Raw genomic sequence first — 21,411 nt, forward strand, 5'->3', positions numbered from 1 at the left:
CAAACCAGTCCTGGCGCTACAACAGTGTTTGCTGACGATCAGGCTGCGCGCGTGGCGCCTGCCGGATTGTGGAACGCCGACAACAGCTGGGCTTCCTTGGCCTTGGCCGAGGCAAGGTGGCGTTCCTTCACGTGGCCATAGCCGCGGATGTCTTCCGGGATGCTGGCGATCGCGACGGCTTGCGCCAGGTTCTCGCTCGAGAGCTTCGGCAGCAGCGCCGACACGGTGTCGCGGTACTGGCCGATCAGGGCGCGTTCCGTCTTGCGCTCGGCCGTGTAACCGAACACGTCGAACGGGGTGCCGCGCAAGCCTTTGAATTTCGCCAGCACGCCGAAGGCGCTCATCATCCAGGGACCGTATTCCTTCTTCAGCGCGCGGCCTTCCTTGTCGTGCTTGGCCAGCAGTGGCGGCGCCAGGTGGAATTTCAGCTTGATGTCGCCTTCGAACATGCCCGCGATCTTTTCCTTGAAGGCCGGGTCGGTGTGCAGGCGCGCCACTTCGTACTCGTCCTTATAGGCCATCAGCTTGTAGAAGTAGCGGGCCACGGCTTCGGTCAGGCGGGTGCCTTTACCCAGCTTCGCTTCCTCGGCACGCACCTGGTCCACGAAGGTTTTATATTGCGCGGCGTAAGCGGCGTTCTGGTACGCCGTCAGCAGTTCGACGCGGCGGTTCACCAGTTCGTCCAGGGTCTGGGTGCGCTTGAATTCCACGACCTTGGCCGGCGTGGTCAGCTTTTTGACGGACGCCAGGTCGTGCGCGGCCGTACGGCCCCAGTTGAAGGCGGCTTTGTTGAAGGGCACCGAGACGCCGTTCAGTTCGATCGCCTTCATCAGCGAGCTTTCCAGCAGCGGCACGTGGCCCTTCTGGAAGGCGTAGCCGAGCATGAACATGTTGGTCGCGATGGCGTCGCCCATCAGGGCGGTCGCCATCTGGCCGGCGTCGACGAAATCGACGTTGTTCGCACCGCAGGCCTGCAGGATGGCGCCGCGCGAACCTTCGGCCGGGAATTGCCAGTCCGGGTTTTTCACGAAGGCGGCGGTGGTGGCGCCGGTCGCATTCACGGCGGCCCAGGTGCGGCCTTCGCCCATGCGGCTCAGGGCGTCGCGGCTGGCGCTGACGATCTGGTCGCAGCCGATGACCAGGTCGGCGCTGCCGGTGCCGACGCGGGTCGAGTGCAGGTCGGCTTGATGCTGCGCGAGGCGCACGTGCGACATCACGGGACCGCCCTTCTGGGCCAGGCCGCTCTGGTCGAGCACGATGGCTCCTTTACCCTCGACGTGGGCCGCCATCGCCAGGATCTGGCCGACGGTGACGACGCCGGTGCCGCCGACGCCGGCGACCAGGATGCCGAACGGGTTGTCGATCGCCGGGATGCTTGGAGCAGGCAGGACCGGGAGTGCGTTATCGGTGCCGACGGCAGCCTTCTTCGGCTTTTTCAGGCCGCCACCCTCGACCGTCACGAAGGACGGGCAGAAACCGGAGACGCAACTAAAATCCTTGTTGCAGGAGGACTGGTTGATCTGGCGCTTGCGGCCCAGTTCCGTTTCCAGCGGCTCGACCGACAGGCAGTTCGACTGCACCGAGCAGTCGCCGCAGCCTTCGCAGACGGCTTCGTTGATGACGGCGCGTTTCGCAGGGTCGGGGAACTCGCCCTTCTTGCGGCGGCGGCGCTTCTCCGAGGCGCAGGTCTGGTCGTAGATCACGGCCGACACGCCCGGCATCTCGCGCAGTTCCTTTTGCACGTCCATCAGTTCGGAACGGTGGCGCACGGTGACGCCTGCCGCCCAGGCGTAGTCGCTCGGGTATTTTTCCGGTTCGTCGGTGACGACGATGATCGGCTTGACGCCTTCGGCCGCGATCTGGCGCGTGATCATGCCCGGATCGAGCGGGCCGTCGACGTTCTGGCCGCCGGTCATCGCGACCGCGTCGTTATAAAGAATCTTGTAGGTGATGTTCACCTTGGCCGCCACCGCCGCGCGGATCGCCAGGATGCCCGAGTGGAAATAGGTGCCGTCGCCCAGGTTCACGAACACGTGCTTTTCGCTGGTGAACGGCGATTGGCCGATCCAGGTCGTGCCCTCGGCGCCCATGTGGGTGAAGGTGGAGGTCTCGCGGTCCATCCACAGCACCATGTAGTGGCAGCCGATGCCGGCCATGGCGCGCGAGCCTTGCGGCACTTTCGTGGAGCTGTTGTGCGGGCAGCCCGAGCAGAAGTACGGGATGCGGTCGGTTTCCGGATTGGCTTTGGCTGGAATCGCCTTCAGCACCAGTTCCTTCGCTTCCAGGAAGGCGATTCGTTCCTTGACGCGTTGCTCGACCGGATGGCCGGCGCAGTAGTGCGAGATGCGCGAGGCGATAGCGCGCGCGATCTGTGCCGGATTGAGTTCATAGGTCGCCGGCAGCAGCCAGTCGCCGTGGCCCTTGCGGTCCTTGTTGCTCCACTCGCCGGTGTCGTCGAATTTGCCGACCACGCGCGGACGCTCGCTGTCCGGCAGGTTGTACAGCGCTTCCTTGAGCGCGTATTCCATCACTTGCCGCTTTTCTTCGACCACCAGGATCTCGTCGAGGCCGCGCGCGAATTCGTGCACGCCTTCCGACTCGAGCGGCCAGGTCATGCCGATTTTATACAGGCGGATACCGATGTCGGCGGCTGCCTGCTCGTCGATGCCGAGGTCGGCCAGCGCCTGGCGCGTGTCGACATAACTTTTGCCGGCGGTGATGATGCCGATTTTCGGCTGCGGGCTGTCCCAGATGATCTGGTTCAGTTTATTGGCACGGGCGTAGGCCAGGGCCGCGTACCACTTGTGGTTGTTCATGCGGACTTCCTGGTCCAGCACGGCGTCCGGCCAGCGGATGTTCAGGCCACCCTCCGGCACTTCGAAGTCGGTCGGGATGACGGTCTGAACGCGGTCCGGGTCGAGGTCGACCACAGCGCCCGATTCGATCACGTCGGTGACGCACTTCATCGACACCCACAGGCCCGTGTAGCGGCTCATGGCCCAGGCGTGCAGGCCGTAGTCGATGTATTCCTGCACCGAGGACGGATACAGTACCGGAATGCCGCAGGCGGTGAGAATGTGATCCGACTGGTGCGCCGTCGAAGACGATTTGGCGGCATGGTCGTCGCCCGCCAGCACCAGCACGCCGCCGTGCTTGGCGGAGCCGGCATTGTTACCGTGTTTAAACACGTCGCCGCAGCGGTCCACGCCCGGGCCCTTGCCGTACCACATGGCGAAGACGCCGTCGTAATTCGCGTCTTTATACAGGTTGGTTTGCTGGGTGCCCCAGACCGCGGTCGCCGCCAGGTCTTCGTTCATGCCCGGATGGAATTTGACGTGGTGGGCGTCCAGGTGCTTCTTCGCCTTCATCGCGGTCTGGTCGACGGCGGTGACCGGGGAGCCGCGGTAGCCGGTGATGTAGCCGGCGGTGTTCAGGCCCGCTTTCAGGTCGCGCTCGCGCTGCAGCATCGGCAGGCGGATCAGGGCTTGCGTGCCGGTCATGAAGGCGCGGCCGCGCTCGAGCGTCCACTTGTCGTCGAGCGTGATCTCGTGGTTCGGCTCCGATGGCTGAAGCTGGGAACGGTCCAGGGGTGCGTTCATTGGGTGTCTCCGTAGGGTGGGTGCGGCGCCCTTGTTGTTATTGTTGGCGCCGCGACGGAGATGTCTCCTCCGTAATGGGCGTCAGTATAGTCTTCTGTCCCCGGCATTAAATACCAATCAATTCCCCCCGCCGCGTCCATTGCGCAATAAAATTGCGGCTGTGCTGAGTAGAAGGGAACTTTATGTCAAAGATCGAATTGGACAAGACCGACCGCAAGATCCTCGAGATCCTCCAGGCCGATGGCCGCCTGTCGAACCAGGACGTGGCCGAACGCGTCAACCTGTCGCCGTCTCCCTGCCTGCGGCGCATCAAGCGCCTCGAAGAGGCGGGGGTGATCCGCCAGTACGTGGCGCTGGTCGACCCGGACAAGATCGGCCTCGGCTTGCTGGCCTATGTGAATGTGCGCCTGGAAAAGCACAGCGAGGGCCCGGCCAATTCGCGTGTGCCGGCGACCTCTCCCCGCTTCGAGTTCGCGCAGGCGGTGGCGGCCTGGCCGGAAGTGGTGGCCTGCTATGCGATGACGGGCGAGATGGATTTTCTATTGCGCGTGCACGTGGAAGACATGGACCACTTTTCGCGCTTCATGATGGCGACCTTGTTGCGTCATCCGTCGGTGCTGGATGTGAAGTCGAGTTTTGCGCTGCAGAGGATCAAGGAGACGACGGCGCTGCCGATCGGGGATGCGGGACGCTGAACGCTATTTTTTGCGCGGCATGAACCATTTCATCGCCGCGCGGGCGTTGGCCTTGACCGTGTAATCGATCACCGCGAACTGCTCTTCCAGCGCCTCGCGCATCACGCTGCCTGGGCTGGGCGGCGGCAGGTGTAAATAAGCATCCGCTTCGCCGTATTCCCGCTTGATCTCCATCCCCGCCTTTTTCGCGATGTGCATCATCGTGCGGTTGCTGGACAGGCACTGCATGTAGAGCGTATCGATGTCGTTGTTGCGGCAGTGGATGGCGGCACGTTCGAACAGGCGCGAGCCGACACCCTGCCCGCGCGCCGACTTCGAGACCGAGACGCCGAATTCCGCCACGCGCAGCTTGTCGGTGTTGGCGGCGCGGCCGGGCTCGGGCGGAGCAAACGCCAGATGGCCGACGCCGACCAATTGAAAACCGCGGCTGACGACGCCGAACACGATGTCGCGCTTGAAATCGATCTTGTTCACATAGGCGTGGACCTGCTCGTCCGGCAGCACGGTACCGAAGCGCAGCAGGCGGTCGGCATCGTCCAGTGCCAGGAAATGCTTCAGCATGCGTCGGCGGTCGCGCTTGCCCAGCACCTTGACCAGCACCGCGGGATGCGCGCTGGTGCCGGCCAGGCTGGCAAACCAGTTCTTGATCGAATTGTCACGCATCGGGGGATTGTCCGTTTTTGTGCACTGCACCATCCCGCTATTCTAGCGGAATGCCGTCCATACTGCCGCGCGCGACAGTCATGGCACGCCGGGCGCCTGCTCGACGCTCCAGTGCGCGTTCGGACTGATAATAAACGTGCCCTTGCCGGCCTGCTTGGCCGCGTACATCGCCTTGTCGGCGTCGGCCAGCAAGGCGGCAGCGCCCCATTCCGCGCCGGCACGGCCGCGCGCGCTGGCGATGCCGATGCTGGCGGAAATCGCGACCGGATTGCCGTCGGCCTCGACGATCCCTTCGATCTGGTCGAGCACCAGGCGTGCCACGCGCAGCGCGCCGTCCGCCATGCCCACTCCCTCCAGCATGACGACGAATTCGTCGCCGCCCAGGCGCGCCAGGATGTCCTCGGCGCGCAGCACCTTCTGCACGCGGCGCGCGACCAGCTGCAGCACCAGGTCGCCGGTGGCGTGGCCCCAGGTATCGTTGACGGCTTTAAAACCGTCGAGGTCGATGAACATGGTCACCACCACGCTGTCGCGCCGCGCTGCGCGCACCAGGGCCAGTTCCAATAAACGGGTCAGCTGGCCGTAGTTGACCAGGCCCGTCAGGCTGTCGTGCTGGGCCAGGCGCGCCAGTTTGGCCGACTGTTCTTCCAGCTCGGCGGTGCGCTCGGCCACGCGGTGTTCGAGGGTGTCGTTGGCGGCCTTCAGGCGCCGGTTGACGTCGTTGATGATGCGGTAGCTGCGGCGCAGGCGCCAGCCGGCGTAGGCCAGTAAACCCAGCAGCAGGATCGAATAGGCGAACAGGAAGCCGCGGTAACGCTGGCGCTCGAGCACCTCGGCCTGGAACGAACGGTCGAGTTCGCGGCCCAGGCGCGCCATCGCTTCTCCCGTGTCGAGGGCCGCGATCTGCGTTTCGAGCTCGTTTTCGCGCGGACGGTTGGCGAGGATGATGCGGGCATCGCGCGCCAGGGCGTCGATCTGCTCGTTCACGGCGAGCGAAAAGCGTTCCTTTTGCGCTTCGATCTGCGACAGGTTCGCTTCGATGCGGTGCGCCAGCGCGGGCGTGGGCACGAGGTTATAGCGCAGCGTGTCGGCCAGCAGATCGTTCAGCAGCAAGTCGAGCCGCACCACCAGGCGGCCCGGCGCCAGCGCGCCTTCGATGCCGCCGAGTTCGGTCTTGAGGTCGGCCAGCGCCGGCGGCAGCGACAGCAGGGCCGCGCGCAGCGGCGGGTTCAGGGTGCGAAATTGCGTCACCAGGGCGACCTTGGTGCGCAAGGCTTTATCCAGCGCGGCATGGGCCTGGCGGGCGCCGCGCCCATGCGTCAGGGGCAGCGCCTCGCCCAGGCGCGCCGTCAATTCCTCGATCTGCGGCACCGGCGCGGCCAGCTGGGCATCGGCGACATTGCTGCCGATGTGGGCGCGCAGCAGATTCGTGTCCCAGGCGGCGTCGAGCTGCTGCAGTTCGTGCAGGTCGAACATCACCCGGTTCTGGGTATCGACGTCCACACCCGTGGTGCGGGTGTAGAGAAAGGCGAGCAAGGCGACCAGCGCCAGGGACGCCAACACACCGTAGCGCATGCGCTGGCGCGGACCCATCGCCTCCAGGCGCCCCATCATGACTGCGAAGACCCGGTCCGTCTGTTGTAACAATCTGCTCATAATGCGACGAGCATAGCAAACCTGTCATGCATTAGCTCGCACGTGGTACTTCTTGTAACAATTCAATGAAAATACAGCTGCTCAGCCGGGTCCGGTGGCATTTTCCAGGCACGACCGGCCGCCCTCGGCGCTGCCGATCCACTGCGTCACCGCCGTCACGCGGGCGCGGTGGACCGCTTCGGGGATGCGCGCCTTGTTGTCGCCGCAGCCGGCCGCCACTTCGCCGGCATTCACGGCGCGCGCTGCGGCCAGGGCGCCGAGCAGGTAGGGGCGCTGCGGATAGGCGCCTGCGCCGGCATTGCATTCCCCGGCCAGCAGCATGTCGGCGAAACGCTCCGGTTTGCGAAAGCCGTCACAGCGTTCGAACAGACCGACAATCGCGTCTGCGGACAGCGTGCAGGCACGCCGCATGTGGTCTTGCTCGCGCGCAGCCATCACGGCGAGGTCGCGGCAATCGTTCGGTACTTTCAGGCGCTTGCAGAGGGTGCCGATGTCGTTCACGCCTCCACCCAGCCCTTGCACGAGCACGGCAAAGCGCACCGCCAGCGTGTGGTCGTGCTGCGCGGCGGTGTCGATCACGCGCGCGATGTGGACACCCTTGTCCGTTTCCCAAGCAGCGTCGAGCTCGGGCATGATGCGCGCCAGCGCGCCGCAGTCGCGCAGCACGGTGAACATGCGCGAAGGCGTATTTTCCATCAGGCCGCGCGCGACTTCCTGCCAGACGCGTTCGGACACGAGGGCATCGACCTCGCCCTCCTCCACCATCTTCTTCATCAGGGCCAGGGTCTCGGCGGCCACCCTGAATTCCGGAAAGCGCGCGGCAAAGCGGGCCAGGCGCAGGATGCGTACGGGGTCTTCCGCGAAGGCTTCGGAGACGTGGCGGAAAATCCGCGCGTCCAGGTCGCGCCGGCCGCCGTAGGGATCGACAATGCTGCCGTCCTCGGCGCGCGCCATGGCGTTGATGGTGAGATCGCGCCGGATCAGGTCTTCTTCCAGCGTAACGTCGGGTGAGGTGTGGAAGACGAAGCCGTGGTAGCCGCGCGCCGTCTTGCGTTCGGTACGGGCCAGCGCATATTCCTCCTGCGTCTGCGGATGCAGGAACACGGGAAAATCCTTGCCGACCGGGCGGAAGCCCGCCGCCAGCATCGCGTCCGGGGTGGCGCCGACGACGACGTGGTCGCGGTCCTGCACGGGCAGGCCAAGCAATTCGTCGCGCACGGCGCCGCCGACGACATAGATCTGCATCGTCATGCGCGCGGCAGGTCCGCGTCATGCAGCGGGGTCGGATCGGTCTCCGCCATCGCCTCGTTGACCCAGCGCGCGATGGCCGGATGGGCCAGCATGCGGTCGCAATAGGCCTGCAGGGCCGGCGCCAGCGCCACTCCGTAGGTTCTGAAGCGCATCACGACCGGTGCATAGAAGGCGTCGGCTAGCGAGAATTCGCCGAACAGGAAGCCGCGGTGGCCAAAGCGCGCCAGACAGTCTTCCCAGATCTCGCAGATACGGCCGATGTCGGCCTGGGCGCCCGGCGTGCGGCCGCGGCCCGGCAGCCTGGCCTGGATGTTCATCGACATGTCGTTGCGCAGGGCGGCAAAGCCCGAATGCATCTCGCACACGATGGAACGGGCCATGGCGCGCGCGGCCACGTCCTGCGGCCACAGGTGCTTGTCGGGGAACTGCTCGGCCAGGTATTCGCAGATCGCGAGGCTGTCCCAGATCGTCATCTCGCCCGCCAGCAGCACGGGCACGCGGCCGGCGTGCGAATACGAGGCGATTTTTGCGGCGGTGTCGGGCTGGTCGAGCAGCAGGCGCACTTCGGTGAACGGAATGTTGAACGCGCTTGCGGCCACCCAGGGCCGCATCGACCAGGACGAAATGTTCTTGTTGCCGATGACAAGCGTCAGGCCGGGCTTGCGCGCATTGTCGAGCGTATTCGAGAGGGTCGGATCGAGTTCCGTGGTCTGCATGGCGGTCCTGGTTAAGTGGAGATGCGGCGTTAGCGTCCGGCGCGGGTGCGCAGGCGATCGAGCGGCTCGTTCGGCGCCAGGTAGTGCGGCGCGACCGCTTCGAGCGGGGTGAGCTTGATTCCGAGCGCCGCCGCTGTCAAGTCCCCGATTGCCGGATCGAGCACGTTGTCGACGCTCATGGTGTCGATGTTGTCGCGCGTGAGCAGGGGTTCGCCCGGCAGCAGCTCGAAGACCCGCGCCTGCAACCGCGCCAGAGACAAGGGCAATTCGACGATCGGCCGCTCGCAGCCGGCATAGCGGCCCGCCAGGCGCACCAGCTCGGCCAGGGTATAGATGTTCGGTCCGCCCAGCTGGTAGACGTGGTGCGAGGCATGCGCATCGCCCAGTGCATGCAGGAAGGCGGTGGCGACGTCGCCCACGTAGACGGGCTGGTAGGCGGTCGAGGCGCAGGCCAGCGGGATGACCGGGAAGCGGCGCTGGAGCCTGGCAAACATGGTCAGCAAATGGTCCCCGGGACCAAACACGACCGAAGGACGGAAGATGGTCGCGGCCACCTCCGAACGGCTGCGCGCGGCCAGTTCGCCATCGGCCTTCGATCGGGTGTACATCGAGGGCCCGTTGACGTTCGCACCGAGCGCGCTCATGTGCAGGTAGCGCGGCACCTTGCTCACCGCGCAGGCCTCGACGATGCGGCGCGGCAGGTCGACGTGGGCGCGCCGGAATTCGGGACCGTAGGGGTGAACTCGGCTGGCATGCAGGATGCCGACCAGGTTGATGGCGGCCGTGCGCCCTTCCAGCAGGCGGCGCAGGGTGGCGTCGTCGTGGATGTTCGCTTCCACCACGTCGACCCCGGGCAAGGTCGTCAGGTGGCGCGCGCGTTCGAAGTGGCGCGTGGGCACCAGCGCCGGGATGCTTTCCTGCGCCAGCAGCGCGAGCAGATGACTGCCGATGAAGCCGGAACCGCCAAATACCACCACATTCGGGTCGCGCATGGGGTCCTCTTGTCAGTTGTTCGCTCTACGGGAGGCCGGCTCCGCCGGTGCGGGGAGTGATGGTGCCGAGGCGCGCCTTCAGCGACTGCGGGCGCTTCTCGAACAGGGCCGCGTAGTTGGTAGCGTTCGACATCACATTGCGTACATAGGTTCGGGTCTCGGAGAAGGGAATCGTCTCGACAAATACTGCCCCTTCCATCGGCGCCTCCAGCAGGCCGCGCCAGGTACGCGAGCGGGCCGGGCCGGCGTTGTAGGCGGCGGTGGCCAGCACCTGCGAGCCGCCATTGTTTTCGAGCACCATATTCATGTAGTTGGCGCCCAGCGTGATGTTGGTGCGCACATCGGACAGCATGCTGTGCACGAAGTCGGTCAGGCCGATCTTCGCCGCCACCCACTTGCCGGTGGCCGGCATCACCTGCATCAGGCCGGAGGCGCCGACGCCGGAACGGGCTTCGCTGACGAAGCGCGATTCCTGGCGGATCAGGCCATACACCCAGGCGCTGTCGAGCGACAGGTTCTTCGCCGTCGGCTGCAGGATGTCGTTGTGCGGGGCCGGGAAGCGCTGGTTGAAGTCGAGTTCGGTACGGGTGCGCAGCGAGGTCTCGACCATGCGGTCCAATAAATCGTTGCGGCGCGCGTACTCGGCCGCGGCCAGCAATTGGCGCTCGCTCATCGCGCGCGTCGCCCAGTTCCATTCGCGGTTGCCCTCGGGACGCAGGCGCAATTCGTAGAATTTCATCGCCTGGCGCACGGCCGGCAGCTGGGCCACCTGGTTGACCTCCAGCGGCGTCACTGGCGCTGCGCTCGGCGGCGTCGTCACCAGCTCGCCCAGCTCTTCGAGCGCAAGCTGGCCATAGAAATTGTTCGGCGTTGCGATCCGGCGGTACAGGGCTTCGGCATCCTCGCGCCGCCCCTGTTGGGCATAAGCACGGCCGAGCCAATACACCCAGCCCGATTCGTCGCGCAGCGGAGAAGGCATGGCATCGATGGTGGCGGCTACCTGCTTCCAGTCGCCGCGGCGCAGGGCGATGCGGGCTTTCCATTCGCGCTGGAAATTAGACAAGGGCGCACCTTCGGCGCGGCGCCAGTATTCATAGGCTTCCGGCGCCAGCACGATCGAGGCGGCCAGGGCTACGTTCGCCCAGCCGATCGCGCGTTCGTCGGCATTCAGTTTACTGCTGTTTTTATCCAGTGCGACGGTGGCAAGTTTCAGGCTGGTACGCGCCATGCGGCCCAGCGCCACCAGGTAGATCTCGCGTTCGGCGCGGGTGGTGCCGATGCCGCGCGCCATCGCCACGGCCGGCACGTCGACCGCTTGCGCCGCACGGGTATCCGATGCGCCCAGCAGCAGGGCGATGCGGCGCGAGGGCCCCGTCGCGCCCATCTCGCCCGCCAGGCGCAATTGCGCCAGTAACTCGTCCTGGCTCAGCTGGCCGGTCTGCGCCAGTTGCGCCATCAGGGCGGCGCAGCCTTCGCCATAGGCCGGCGGATTGACCAGCAGGCCGCGTGCTTCATGCACGATGCGCTCGCCATGCGCGGCGCGTGCCAGCAGCGCGTAGCAGCGCACCTGCAGGTCGTCGCTGCGCGTGGCTTGCGCCAGTTCCTGGTCAAAATTGTTCCAGTCGCGCGCGCGGCCGAGCTCGAGCAGCCAGTCGGTCCGCAGGCGATCGGCCACGGCCGTGCCCTGGTGGCGCTGCAGGACGGCGCGGATTTCATCCGCGCTCGCCTCGCGCAGGCGCGGTTTCAGACGATAATAGTCGACATAGGAAGCCAGCACGTAGTTCGGCAGGCGCGAGGCCAACGCGTTGGCGCGGGCGCTGTCGTTCTGGCGCGCCGCTTCGCGCAACAGCAGGAAGGTATCGTCCTCGGCGCGCGAGGCTTCGTTGGCAGGGGCAGCCCCGGGAGCTGCGGGAACGGTGGCGGCGCCCGGCACCGGCGGCACCGGGGGCGAATTCGCCTCAGGCGCCTCGGCCAGCACGGCGGTACTGGCAACGGCAAGGACAGCGCCGGCTAAGAAATTCTTCGGAAGCAAAAACACGAATGACAACCCTTCATCGAACCATGACCGGCAAATCAAGAATACCATGCGCATCCATGGCACGACCAGAACCGGAGCCTAGCGTGACGGGGCTGGAACCGGGCCATTTTTCCCCTTCCGCGCCTCCTGTCGCGAGTGAAAAAACGGACGCGGCGACGGTCCGTACGGCCGCGCCGGCACCTGTACAAAAAGATGCGCCAAAACAACAAACGACGATGAATGAGCGCTTATCCGGCGATGCGGCCGAGGAAGCAAAAGCGGCCAAGGCAGCGCTGCGGCGCCGGCTGAAAGCCGCACGCGCCGGCCTCGACGACGAGGGCAAACGCGCGCGCGACCGCCGCATCGGAGACCAGGTGCTGGCCTGGTGGCGGCGTACCCGCCCGCCCCTGCTGGCCGTGTACTGGCCTTTGGCTGGCGAACCGGATCTGTCGGAGGCCTACGCCCAGTTGGCGCAAGAAGGCGCGGCCCTGGCCCTGCCGGTAGTGGTGCAGCGCCATGCCCCACTTGCCTTTGCCGCCTGGACGCCGGGCGAAGCGATGAGCGTCGACCCCATGGGCATTGCGGTCCCGGATGCGTTGCGCACGGTCGAGCGCCCGCCGGCCCTGTTGATACCTTGCCTCGGCTTCAATGAACACGGCTACCGGCTCGGCTATGGCGGCGGCTTTTATGACCGCACCCTGGCTCCCGGCACCCGCCCGGCCACCCTCGGCATCGCCTACGCCTGCCAGGCCGCCGACTTTGCAAGCGACGTGCACGACGTGCCGCTCGATCTGATCGTGACGGAAGAGACGGCGGTCGAGTAGCAGCCTCGCCCATAAAAAATCCCGGCAAGCGCTTACGCGCTGCCGGGATTTTTTCTGGGGCGGACTGGCTTACTTCGCCACCAGCCGCTGCCAGATGGCCGTGGTCGCCACAGCCTGGTTCATGCTATAGAAGTGCAAGCCGGGCGCGCCACCTGCCAGCAGGCGCTCGCACAGGCCAGTCACCACGTCGAGCCCGAAGGCCTTGATCGACGCGCTGTCGTCGCCGAAGCTGGCCAGTTTTAAACGTACCCAGCGCGGGATCTCGGCGCCGCACATCTCGGAAAAGCGCATAAGCTGCGTGTAGTTCGTGATCGGCATGATGCCGGCCACGACCGGTACATCAAGGCCCAGTTTTTGCGCATTGTCGACGAACTGGAAGTAGGCGTCGGCATTGTAGAAATACTGGGTAATCGCGGAGTTCGCGCCGGCCTTGATCTTGCGCTCGAAGTTGAGCAGGTCGTCTTGCGGCGAACGGGCTTGCGGATGCACTTCCGGATACGCCGCCACTTCGATATGGAACCAGTCGCCCGTCTCGGCGCGAATAAACTCGACGAGCTCGTTCGCATAGCGCAGTTCGCCGGCACCGCCGTAACCGCTGGGCAAGTCGCCGCGCAGGGCCACCAGGCGGCGGATGCCCTTTTCCTGGAACTGCTTGAGGATGGCGCGGATCGATTCGCGGGTGGCGCCGATGCAGGACAGGTGGGGCGCGGCCAGGTGGCCGTCCGCCATGATGTCGAGCACGGTGTCGAGCGTACCCTGCTGGGTGGAACCGCCGGCGCCGAAGGTGACCGAAAAATACTTCGGATTCAGTTCAGCCAGCTTGCGGCGGGTGACGCGCAGTTTTTCCGCGCCTTCAGGCGTCTTGGGCGGGAAAAACTCGATGCTGAAATTATGGGTTTCCATCTTTATTCAGGAGCAAGGTAGAAAGCGCCCACGAAATCACGCTGTACAGGATCGCCGCCAGGAAGGCCGACCAGAAGCCCGCCACCTCGAATCCTTCGACCCAATGCGACACCAGCCAGAACAGGATGGCATTGATGACGAGGATAAACAGCCCCATCGACAGCAGCGTGACAGGCAAGGTCAACAATACCAGCACGGGCCGGATCAGCGTATTGACCAGGCCCAGCACGAGGGCGGCGATCAGGGCGGTGCCGACATTGCTGACGGACACGGAATGCATGAGGTAAGGCAAGGCCATCAACGCGGCAGCATTGATCAGCCAGGTCAGGAGCAGGCGCATGTTCAGCTTTCGTAGAGCGTTTTCTTGTTATGGGACCTGCGGACGCGCCGCGTCCGCAGGTTGCCTCGGCCGTTTGGTAAACGACAGCGTTATTGATTAATAACGGTAGTGGTCCGGCTTGTATGGACCTTCCTTCTTGACCGAGATGTAGGCAGCTTGCTCGTCGGTCAGTTCGGTCAGCTGGGCATTCAACTTTTTGAGCTGCAGGCGCGCGACCTTCTCGTCCAAGTGCTTCGGCAGCGTGTAGACGCCGACCGGGTACTTGTCGGTGTTGGCGAACAGTTCGATCTGGGCGATGGTCTGGTTCGCGAACGACGAGCTCATCACGTACGACGGGTGACCGGTGCCGCAGCCCAGGTTCACCAAACGGCCTTCGGCCAGCAGGATGATGCGCTTGCCATCCGGGAAGATGACGTGGTCGACCTGCGGCTTGATGTTTTCCCACTGATATTTCTTCAGCGAGGCGACATCGATCTCGTTGTCGAAGTGACCGATGTTGCAGACGATCGCCTGGTCCTTCATGGCCAGCATGTGCTGTTCGGTCAGGATGTGGTAGTTGCCGGTGCAGGTGACGAAGATGTCGCCGTGTTCGGCCGCGTAATCCATGGTCACGACGCGGTAGCCTTCCATGGCTGCCTGCAGTGCGCAAATCGGGTCGATCTCGGTGACCCAGACTTGCGCCGACAGGGCGCGCATGGCCTGGGCCGAACCTTTGCCCACGTCGCCGTAACCGGCAATGACGGCGATCTTACCGGCGATCATGACGTCGGTCGCGCGCTTGATGCCGTCGACCAGCGATTCACGGCAGCCATACAGGTTGTCGAACTTCGACTTCGTCACCGAATCGTTGACGTTGATGGCCGGGAAAGCGAGTTTGCCTTCCTGGTGCATCTGGTACAGGCGGTGTACGCCGGTGGTGGTCTCTTCGGTCACGCCCAGGATTTCCGGCAGGCGCTTCGAGTACCAGTGCGGATCACGTGCCAGGCGGCCCTTGATCGAATTGAACAGGCAGATTTCTTCTTCCGAACCCGGCTTGTCGAGCACGGAAAGGTCGGTCTCGGCGCGTGCGCCCAGGTGCAGCAGCAGGGTCGCGTCGCCGCCGTCGTCGAGGATCATGTTCGAGTACACGGCATTGCCGGCGGCATCGTTCGGCCATTCGAAGATGCGGTGGGTGTATTCCCAGTATTCGTCGAGGGTCTCGCCCTTGACGGCGAACACCGGCGTGCCGACCGAGGCGATCGCGGCGGCAGCGTGGTCCTGGGTCGAATAGATGTTGCACGAGGCCCAGCGCACTTGCGCGCCGAGGGCTTCCAGCGTGCGGATCAGCACGGCGGTCTGGATGGTCATGTGCAGGGAACCGGTGATGCGCGCGCCCTTGAGCGGCTGCGCTGCGGCGTATTCCTCGCGGATCGCCATCAGGCCCGGCATCTCGGTTTCGGCGATGCGGATCTCTTTCTCGCCCCAGGCGGCCAGGGAGATGTCGGCGATGTGGAAGTCTTGGGTAGGTTTCAGTACGGCGCTCATCACGCCCTCCTTTCAAGTTAAGAAAAAAGTAACGTGAGCGCAGTGTTGATATCCGAGCCTGGCGAAAAGGATTCTTTTCGTCGCAACGCTCCTCGGAACGAGGGAGTTTAGCACGTCTGCGACGGCGCCGTCTCAGACGGAGGTCATGCTAGGAGGGATTTGTGCGGTTGCAACAACTCGACGTGATCAATAAAAAAGGCATTCCGATGGAATGCCTTCTTTTGCTGCTGCGGGTGGGCATGCGTACGATACCGCGTGGGCGGAGCCCACCCTAGATTACGACAGGCCGGCTTCCGCGCGCAGCAGCGCCGCCTTGTCGGTACGCTCCCATGTGAACTCCGGCTCTTCGCGGCCGAAGTGGCCGTAGGCGGCCGACTTCGCGTAGATCGGACGCAGCAGGTCGAGCATCTGCACGATGCCTTTCGGGCGCAGATCAAAATGTTCCATCACCAGCTTGGCGATCTTCTCGTCGGAGATGACGCCGGTACCTTCGGTGTAGACCGTGATGTTGATCGGACGGGCAACGCCGATGGCGTAGCTGACCTGGACCTGGCACTGGCGTGCGAGACCCGCGGCGACGATGTTCTTCGCGACGTAGCGTGCGGCGTAGGCGGCCGAGCGGTCGACTTTGGAGGGATCCTTGCCCGAGAACGCGCCGCCGCCGTGCGGGGCTGCGCCGCCGTAGGTGTCGACGATGATCTTGCGGCCGGTCAGGCCGCAGTCGCCCTGCGGACCGCCGATGACGAAGCGGCCGGTCGGGTTCACCAGGTATTTGGTGTCCTGCAGCCATTCGCGCGGCAGGATCGGCTTGATGATTTCCTCGATCACCGCTTCTTCGATCTGCGAGTGCGACACGTCCGGGTGGTGCTGGGTCGAGAGCACGACGGTGTCGACCGAGACTGGACGGCCGTCGACGTAGCGCAGGGTGACCTGGCTCTTCGCATCCGGACGCAGCCATGGCAGGCGGCCGTCCTTGCGCAGTTGCGACTGGCGCTCGACCAGGCGGTGCGCGTAGTGGATGGCAGCCGGCATCAATTCGGCGGTCTCGTCGCAGGCATAACCGAACATCAGGCCCTGGTCGCCCGCACCCTGGTCGAGGTCGAGGCCGGCGCCTTCGTCGACGCCCTGGGCGATGTCAGGCGACTGCTTGTCGTAGCAGACCATGACGGCGCAGCCTTTGTAGTCGATGCCGAAATCGGTGTTGTCGTAGCCGATGCGCTTGATGGTGTTACGCGCAACGCCGATATAATCCACGTTGGCGTGGGTCGTGATCTCGCCGGCGAGCACCACCAGACCGGTGTTGCACAGCGTTTCGGCAGCGACGCGCGCGCGCGGATCCTGCTCGAGGATGGCGTCGAGAATCGCATCCGAGATCTGGTCGGCGACTTTGTCGGGGTGGCCTTCCGAGACGGATTCGGAAGTAAAGAGATAATCGTTGGACATGAAGGCTCCAGTTACTGTGTTCAAAAAACTGCCGCAGCAACCCGTGCCTGCGACGCTTTAGCGACATTTATATTCCGCTTCGCAAGTTGTCTATTAACTCGGCGGATCCTGCGTAAAGTGGTATTTTACGCTCCTTTAAGAAATTTTTGGCGGAGGGGCCTGCTTTGTTCCTCGACGCCGATCAATCGCATGCTAGTTATTTTATTCAGAGTCTTGTCCGTATTTCCACTACGCATGCTCCACGCCCTGGGCGCGGCGCTGGGGTGGCTGGTATACCTGTTATCCCCCTCTTATCGCCGCCGTCTCGACGCCAATCTGGCCCAGGCCGGCTATAGCGCCCAGCGTCGCGCCGCCGTCGCCGAGGCCGGTAAAGCCATCGTCGAACTTGCCTTCGTCTGGTGCGGCAAGCCGGAGCGTGTTAATCGTTATGCCACGGTCGAGAACTGGGACATGGTGCAGCGCGTGCTCGACGCCGGCCGCGGCATTGTGTTCCTGACGCCACACCTGGGCTGCTTCGAGATGACGGCGCAGCAAATCGCGCTGCATACGGCGCTCACGGTCATGTACCGTCCGCCGCGCAAAAGCGCGTTGAAGCCGCTGGTCGAAGGCGCCCGCGCGCGCCACAACCTGCACCTGGCGCCGGCCAACCTGTCCGGCGTGCGCATCCTCGCAAAAACACTAAAAGGCGGCCAGCCGATTGGCTTGCTGCCGGACCAGGTACCGCAGGAAGGCGAAGGCGTCTGGGCGCCCTTTTTTGGACGCAGCGCCTATACGATGACGCTGCCTGCGAAGCTGGCGCAACTGGGCAAGGCCGACATCCTGCTGGTCTACGCCGAACGCCTGCCGAAGGGCCGCGGTTATGTCGTGCGCTTCGTCCCCTTCGACGGAGATTTGTCGGGCACGCCGGCCGAGCAGGCCGCCAGCATCAACCGCGCGATGGAAGCCCTGATCGCGCGTTGCCCGGCCCAGTATTTCTGGAGCTACAACCGCTATAAACAACCCGAAGGAGTGGCGGCGCCACAGGCCGAGGCCGTGGCATGAGGATCCTGATCGCCTTCCTGTGGCTGCTCCACTGGCTGCCACTGCCCGTCCTCGGCCGTTTCGGCGAAGCGGTGGGTAGCCTGCTGTTCCTGGTACTCGGCAAGCGCCGTCACATCACCCTGACCAACCTGCGCCTGTGCATGCCGGAACTGTCGGAAGCAGAGCGTCGCGCACTCGCGCGCCAGCATTTCAAGGCCTACTCGCGCAGCATTTTCGAGCGTTCGATCCTGTGGTGGGCACCCGAAGCACGGGTGCGCAGCCTGATTCACGTCGACGGCGCGGTGCCGCAGGCGGCGATGGAAGCCGGGCCGACCATCCTGCTGTGCCCGCATTTCGTCTGCCTCGACGTGGCGGGCGTCGCCTCGCGCGTGATTCCCGTCTGCAGCATGTACGTGCCGCAAAAGAATGCCGCCTTCGACAAGCTGCTGCGCCACGGCCGCGAACGCTACGGTCCGGTGCGCCTCGTGACGCGCAAAGAGGGCATCAAGCCGATCCTGCGCGCCCTGCGCGACGGCTTGCCTTACTTCATGTTGCCGGACATGGATTTCGGCGAGAAGGATGCCGAGTTCGTCCCCTTCTTCGGCGTCCCGGCGGCGACGCTGACGGCGCTGGGCCGGATTGCCGGCACCACCGGCGCCAAGGTAATTCCGGTAGTGGCCACTTACTTACCGAACTATCAGGGCTGGCGTGTGCGCTTCTATCCGCCATGGGAAAATTATCCGGGCGACGACATGATTGCCGCGACGCGGCGCATGAACGCTTTTATCGAAGACCGGGTGCGCGAAACGCCGGCCGAATATTTCTGGACCCATAAACGTTTTAAAACCCGTCCTGCGGGCGAGCCTTCGCTATACGATTGACACTATGAAACTCAAGTTCACCAAGATGCAGGGCGCCGGCAACGATTTCGTTGTCATCGACGCCATCCACCAGCAGATCGACTTCAGCGCCGACGAATGGCGGCGCCTGGCCGACCGCCGCTTCGGCGTCGGTGCCGACCAGATCCTGATCGTGGAGCGCCCCACCGTGCCGGGCGCCGATTTCCGCTACCGCATCTTCAATAATGACGGCGGCGAAGTCGAACAGTGCGGCAACGGCGCGCGCGCCTTTGCCCGCTTCGTCAGCGACAAGGGATTGAGCGGCGAACGCAGCATCCGGGTGCAGACCATGTCCGGCATTATTGCCCCGACACTGGAAGACGACGGCAGCGTGACGGTGGACATGGGGGCGCCCGTGCTCGAGCCGGCCGCGGTGCCGTTCGACAGCGCAGGCTTGCAGGGATTAGTACAAGGAGGCGACACCCTGTGGCCCTTGACGCTGCAGCTGCAAGGCGCTCCGCTCGAAGTCGCAGTCTCGGTCGTTTCGATGGGCAATCCGCACGCCGTGCAAGTAGTCGACGATGCCGCTACGGCGCCGGTGGCGGAGCTCGGCCCGCAGGTCGAACACCATCCGCGCTTTCCAAAGCGCGTCAACGCCGGCTTCATGCAGGTCGTCGACCGGCGCCACATCAAGCTGCGCGTATTCGAGCGCGGCGCCGGCGAGACCCTGGCCTGCGGGACCGGCGCCTGCGCGGCGGTCGTCGCCGGCATCCGGCGCGGCCTGCTCGATTCGCCGGTGCGGGTATCCGCGCGCGGCGGAGAATTGTCGATCGCCTGGGCTGGAGAAGGCCAAGCCGTGTACCTGAGCGGGCCTGCCGTCACGGTGTTCGAAGGCGAAATCAATATATAAGAGAGTACTCGGGGAGCGGGCCAAGCTCGCGTACCAGGCTCGGCGAGTGCTCAGGTAGTCTCGCCATTCAGGCCGCCATACCGTAGGAAGAATTTCCCCGTTCCGGCGGCACGGGCGGCGGATGCGGGCCCTCTGCATCATCGAGCAAGCGCCCACACATGGCCGCATCGGCCATCAAGGTACGCAAGCGGTACAGGCGCTGGCGGTAATTTCCTTCCGGACCGCCCGGTCCGCAATCCACGTTCTCGAACAAGCGCACGATGCGGTCGAGCGCCTGGCGCTCTTCGGCCGTGTTCACCATCACCAGGCGGCGCTTGCTGCGCCCATAGCTGGCGCGGATATCGATCACCAGGCAATGCCCCTGGTCGGCGCTGGCCACGTCGAGCAGCAGGGTTTCGGCGCGCGACAGGTTGAACAGCGAAGCCAGCTCCAGCCGCGCGGCCAGCAGCGGATGGGGAGACAGGTCGCCCAGGCAATCGCGCAGGGCGCCGGTTTCGGTATGGGCCAGGTCAATCAGACGCGGCGCAATCTTGCCGAGGGCAGCGCCGGCCTCGGTATTGCCTTGCGCTGCCGCCTGCTGCAGCCAGAACACGGCGCGCACATCGTTGCTTTCGTTTTCGCGGCGCGCGCGCCAGGCGTTGTGGCCGCATTCCAGCTGCGCGACCTCGTAACCCATTTCCGCCGCCCGCTCCAGGTAGCGCTGGGCGTCGGCCACGTTCCGCTGCGAGAATTCGGGTTTTAAATAGATGCGCGACAGCGCATACCAGGCCTCGGCCAGGCCCTGCTCTCCCGCCAGCAGCAGCCAGCGGATCGCCTTCTTGAAATTCGCGGCGCCCGTGCCGCCCTGGATGCGCGTGCCGTCGACCTGCATGCGGGCGTACCACAAGCCGATCGCCAGCTGGGCATGCCGATCGTGCTCGGCCGCTGCCAGTTCCCAGAAGGCGTGAATGTCGTCGTTGCCGATCTCCGGGTTGCCTTTTCCGTCCGCCAGCAGGCGCGCGGTACGCGACAGCAGGTTGACCTCGCCCGGCGCCAGGCGCCGGATGGGTTTGCTGCCGCCCCCGTCCACAAGCGCACGCGCCAGCGGCAGCGCGCGGGACAGATAATCTTGCCAGGCACCGGCTGACCAGCTTTGCTCGAGCAGCGCGAACTGGGCTTCGGCCAGGCCATTGTCGGCGGCCCGGCGCAGCCAGGGTTGCCCCGCCCCGGACGCGTCGGTAGCTGGCGCAACCGGACGGGCAGCGGCGCGCCGCTCGTCTGCCGGCCCTGCCCGGTCGCGAACGGCCACGCCCTGATGCTGCACCGCGGCAGTGCCTGTTGCTGAAGAATTGAGCCCGGCGGCGATCTCCGGCCGCCGTGCCAGCAGCCACTGGGCATCGGCAAAACCGGCGCGCGCGGCCTCTTCCAGCGCACGCACCGCCTTGGCGTGCAAGCTGCCGGGCGCCGTGGTGGCGCCGTCCAGCACCAGCTGGGCCAGCACCAGGCCAGCGCGCACATTGCCGCCATCGTAGGCACGTTCGTACCAGGGCGCCAGCGGTGCGCCATGAGCCCGTGCGAGGTCGAGCGGAATATGGCTACCGATCAGTTCGCATGACTCGGTGCAGCCCTGGCGGGCTGCACGGTCGAGCCAGTGCAGCGCCGTCGGCAGGCTGCGCGGCAGGCCCGCGCTACCGAACAGATAGCGCTTGCCCAGCTCGAGTTGCGCATCGGCGCGGCCGCTGCGGGCGCCGCGAATGATCGCCAGTTCTTCACGATTAGCCATCGGTAGTCTTCATCAATTGGTGGGCAGGCGTGGTGCGGGCAAAACCGGCGGGATCGGCGGAAGGCCGCGACGGACGGGCTGTCGCTGGCAAAGTTGCCAATATACAAGAAGTTCTCGGATCGCGCCCACACCCATCGGTTCAAGGGAAAGTCTAAGCCAGCACTAGGAGCGAATCGTCCCGAACCGCTTGATGATTGATATCGAACAAGCAGCTTGTGGGGATACGGAACTCTGCCACCTTGCGGTGCAGCAAGCCC

The 21,411-nt window shown here is 65.0% G+C and carries 17 protein-coding genes and 1 riboswitch; of the genes, 5 read left to right on the forward strand and 12 right to left on the reverse strand.

Annotated features, from left to right (window positions below; genetic code table 11):
* Positions 1-38: 38 nt before the first annotated feature.
* Positions 39-3,599 carry an indolepyruvate ferredoxin oxidoreductase family protein gene (locus C2862_RS17930; RefSeq protein ID WP_136221504.1) on the reverse strand — a complete coding sequence of 1,187 codons (3,561 nt, stop codon included), beginning with the start codon at positions 3,597-3,599 and terminating at the stop codon, positions 39-41.
* 182 nt (positions 3,600-3,781) lie between these two features.
* Between C2862_RS17930 and C2862_RS17935 the strand changes: the two genes are divergently transcribed.
* Complete coding sequence (locus C2862_RS17935) at positions 3,782-4,294, forward strand: Lrp/AsnC family transcriptional regulator (RefSeq protein WP_056342738.1); 513 nt, start codon at positions 3,782-3,784, stop codon at positions 4,292-4,294.
* A gap of 3 nt (positions 4,295-4,297) precedes the next feature.
* Here C2862_RS17935 and C2862_RS17940 read toward each other — a convergent pair whose 3' ends face one another.
* From C2862_RS17940 to C2862_RS17965, 6 genes are all read right to left on the reverse strand, one after another.
* The gene (locus tag C2862_RS17940; RefSeq protein WP_136221505.1) at positions 4,298-4,957 is read right to left on the reverse strand and encodes a GNAT family N-acetyltransferase; all 660 of its coding nucleotides are present in this window, start codon (positions 4,955-4,957) and stop codon (positions 4,298-4,300) included.
* A 78-nt stretch (positions 4,958-5,035) separates the two neighbouring features.
* The gene (locus C2862_RS17945) at positions 5,036-6,604 is read right to left on the reverse strand and encodes a DAHL domain-containing protein (RefSeq protein ID WP_229467497.1); all 1,569 of its coding nucleotides are present in this window, start codon (positions 6,602-6,604) and stop codon (positions 5,036-5,038) included.
* Between the two features lie 90 nt (positions 6,605-6,694).
* Positions 6,695-7,858, reverse strand: a complete 1,164-nt coding sequence (locus tag C2862_RS17950; RefSeq protein WP_136221617.1) for a multifunctional CCA addition/repair protein — start codon at positions 7,856-7,858, stop codon at positions 6,695-6,697.
* 2 nt (positions 7,859-7,860) lie between these two features.
* Positions 7,861-8,580 carry a glutathione S-transferase family protein gene (locus C2862_RS17955; protein ID WP_136221506.1) on the reverse strand — a complete coding sequence of 240 codons (720 nt, stop codon included), beginning with the start codon at positions 8,578-8,580 and terminating at the stop codon, positions 7,861-7,863.
* 29 nt (positions 8,581-8,609) lie between these two features.
* Positions 8,610-9,572 (reverse strand): complex I NDUFA9 subunit family protein, encoded by a 963-nt coding sequence (locus tag C2862_RS17960; RefSeq protein WP_136221507.1) that lies wholly within the window; start codon positions 9,570-9,572, stop codon positions 8,610-8,612.
* A 25-nt stretch (positions 9,573-9,597) separates the two neighbouring features.
* Positions 9,598-11,604, reverse strand: coding sequence for a transglycosylase SLT domain-containing protein (locus tag C2862_RS17965; protein ID WP_373888264.1), 2,007 nt, complete (start codon positions 11,602-11,604; stop codon positions 9,598-9,600).
* 221 nt (positions 11,605-11,825) lie between these two features.
* On the opposite strand from C2862_RS17965, the gene C2862_RS17970 reads away from it, so the two are divergent.
* The gene (locus C2862_RS17970) at positions 11,826-12,413 is read left to right on the forward strand and encodes a 5-formyltetrahydrofolate cyclo-ligase (protein WP_136221509.1); all 588 of its coding nucleotides are present in this window, start codon (positions 11,826-11,828) and stop codon (positions 12,411-12,413) included.
* A 69-nt stretch (positions 12,414-12,482) separates the two neighbouring features.
* On the opposite strand, the gene metF is transcribed toward C2862_RS17970, so the two are convergent.
* The 4 genes from metF to metK form a co-directional block, all read right to left on the reverse strand.
* Positions 12,483-13,316, reverse strand: coding sequence for a methylenetetrahydrofolate reductase [NAD(P)H] (gene metF / locus C2862_RS17975; protein ID WP_136221510.1), 834 nt, complete (start codon positions 13,314-13,316; stop codon positions 12,483-12,485).
* Entirely contained in the window at positions 13,303-13,656 is a 354-nt protein-coding gene (locus tag C2862_RS17980) for a phage holin family protein (RefSeq protein ID WP_136221511.1), read from the reverse strand. The genes metF and C2862_RS17980 overlap by 14 nt, the downstream gene beginning before the upstream one ends.
* 96 nt (positions 13,657-13,752) lie before the next feature.
* A complete protein-coding gene (ahcY, locus tag C2862_RS17985; RefSeq protein WP_136221512.1) occupies positions 13,753-15,180 on the reverse strand; it encodes an adenosylhomocysteinase in 1,428 nt (475 codons plus the stop codon).
* 28 nt (positions 15,181-15,208) lie between these two features.
* Positions 15,209-15,280, reverse strand: a riboswitch (S-adenosyl-L-homocysteine riboswitch).
* 176 nt (positions 15,281-15,456) lie between these two features.
* On the reverse strand, positions 15,457-16,623 hold the full coding sequence (metK, locus tag C2862_RS17990) for a methionine adenosyltransferase (RefSeq protein WP_136221513.1): 1,167 nt from the start codon (positions 16,621-16,623) through the stop codon (positions 15,457-15,459).
* Between the two features lie 189 nt (positions 16,624-16,812).
* Between metK and C2862_RS17995 the strand changes: the two genes are divergently transcribed.
* Genes C2862_RS17995 through dapF form a run of 3 tightly spaced genes read left to right on the forward strand, consistent with a single transcriptional unit; the run spans position 16,813 to position 19,392 of the window.
* A complete protein-coding gene (locus C2862_RS17995) occupies positions 16,813-17,664 on the forward strand; it encodes a lysophospholipid acyltransferase family protein (protein WP_136221514.1) in 852 nt (283 codons plus the stop codon).
* Complete coding sequence (locus tag C2862_RS18000; RefSeq protein WP_136221515.1) at positions 17,661-18,524, forward strand: lipid A biosynthesis acyltransferase; 864 nt, start codon at positions 17,661-17,663, stop codon at positions 18,522-18,524. The genes C2862_RS17995 and C2862_RS18000 overlap by 4 nt, the downstream gene beginning before the upstream one ends.
* Before the next feature lie 4 nt (positions 18,525-18,528).
* A complete protein-coding gene (gene dapF / locus C2862_RS18005; protein WP_136221516.1) occupies positions 18,529-19,392 on the forward strand; it encodes a diaminopimelate epimerase in 864 nt (287 codons plus the stop codon).
* A gap of 67 nt (positions 19,393-19,459) precedes the next feature.
* Here the strand turns inward: dapF and C2862_RS18010 are convergent, their stop codons facing one another.
* The gene (locus C2862_RS18010; protein ID WP_136221517.1) at positions 19,460-21,154 is read right to left on the reverse strand and encodes a tetratricopeptide repeat protein; all 1,695 of its coding nucleotides are present in this window, start codon (positions 21,152-21,154) and stop codon (positions 19,460-19,462) included.
* Positions 21,155-21,411: the final 257 nt, after the last annotated feature.

This window comes from Massilia sp. Mn16-1_5 (assembly GCF_004798585.1).
Classification (GTDB): Bacteria; Pseudomonadota; Gammaproteobacteria; order Burkholderiales; family Burkholderiaceae_D; genus Telluria.

What these genes read in the sequence shown, in the direction of transcription:
- C2862_RS17930 (WP_136221504.1), bottom strand. Translation starts at nt 3,599, where the DNA reads ATGAACGCACCCCTGGACCGTTCCCAGCTTCAGCCATCGGAGCCGAAC.
- C2862_RS17935 (WP_056342738.1), top strand. Translation starts at nt 3,782, where the DNA reads ATGTCAAAGATCGAATTGGACAAGACCGACCGCAAGATCCTCGAGATC.
- C2862_RS17940 (WP_136221505.1), bottom strand. Translation starts at nt 4,957, where the DNA reads ATGCGTGACAATTCGATCAAGAACTGGTTTGCCAGCCTGGCCGGCACC.
- C2862_RS17950 (WP_136221617.1), bottom strand. Translation starts at nt 7,858, where the DNA reads ATGCAGATCTATGTCGTCGGCGGCGCCGTGCGCGACGAATTGCTTGGC.
- C2862_RS17955 (WP_136221506.1), bottom strand. Translation starts at nt 8,580, where the DNA reads ATGCAGACCACGGAACTCGATCCGACCCTCTCGAATACGCTCGACAAT.
- C2862_RS17960 (WP_136221507.1), bottom strand. Translation starts at nt 9,572, where the DNA reads ATGCGCGACCCGAATGTGGTGGTATTTGGCGGTTCCGGCTTCATCGGC.
- C2862_RS17970 (WP_136221509.1), top strand. Translation starts at nt 11,826, where the DNA reads ATGAATGAGCGCTTATCCGGCGATGCGGCCGAGGAAGCAAAAGCGGCC.
- metF (WP_136221510.1), bottom strand. Translation starts at nt 13,316, where the DNA reads ATGGAAACCCATAATTTCAGCATCGAGTTTTTCCCGCCCAAGACGCCT.
- C2862_RS17980 (WP_136221511.1), bottom strand. Translation starts at nt 13,656, where the DNA reads ATGCGCCTGCTCCTGACCTGGCTGATCAATGCTGCCGCGTTGATGGCC.
- ahcY (WP_136221512.1), bottom strand. Translation starts at nt 15,180, where the DNA reads ATGAGCGCCGTACTGAAACCTACCCAAGACTTCCACATCGCCGACATC.
- metK (WP_136221513.1), bottom strand. Translation starts at nt 16,623, where the DNA reads ATGTCCAACGATTATCTCTTTACTTCCGAATCCGTCTCGGAAGGCCAC.
- C2862_RS17995 (WP_136221514.1), top strand. Translation starts at nt 16,813, where the DNA reads ATGCTAGTTATTTTATTCAGAGTCTTGTCCGTATTTCCACTACGCATG.
- C2862_RS18000 (WP_136221515.1), top strand. Translation starts at nt 17,661, where the DNA reads ATGAGGATCCTGATCGCCTTCCTGTGGCTGCTCCACTGGCTGCCACTG.
- dapF (WP_136221516.1), top strand. Translation starts at nt 18,529, where the DNA reads ATGAAACTCAAGTTCACCAAGATGCAGGGCGCCGGCAACGATTTCGTT.
- C2862_RS18010 (WP_136221517.1), bottom strand. Translation starts at nt 21,154, where the DNA reads ATGGCTAATCGTGAAGAACTGGCGATCATTCGCGGCGCCCGCAGCGGC.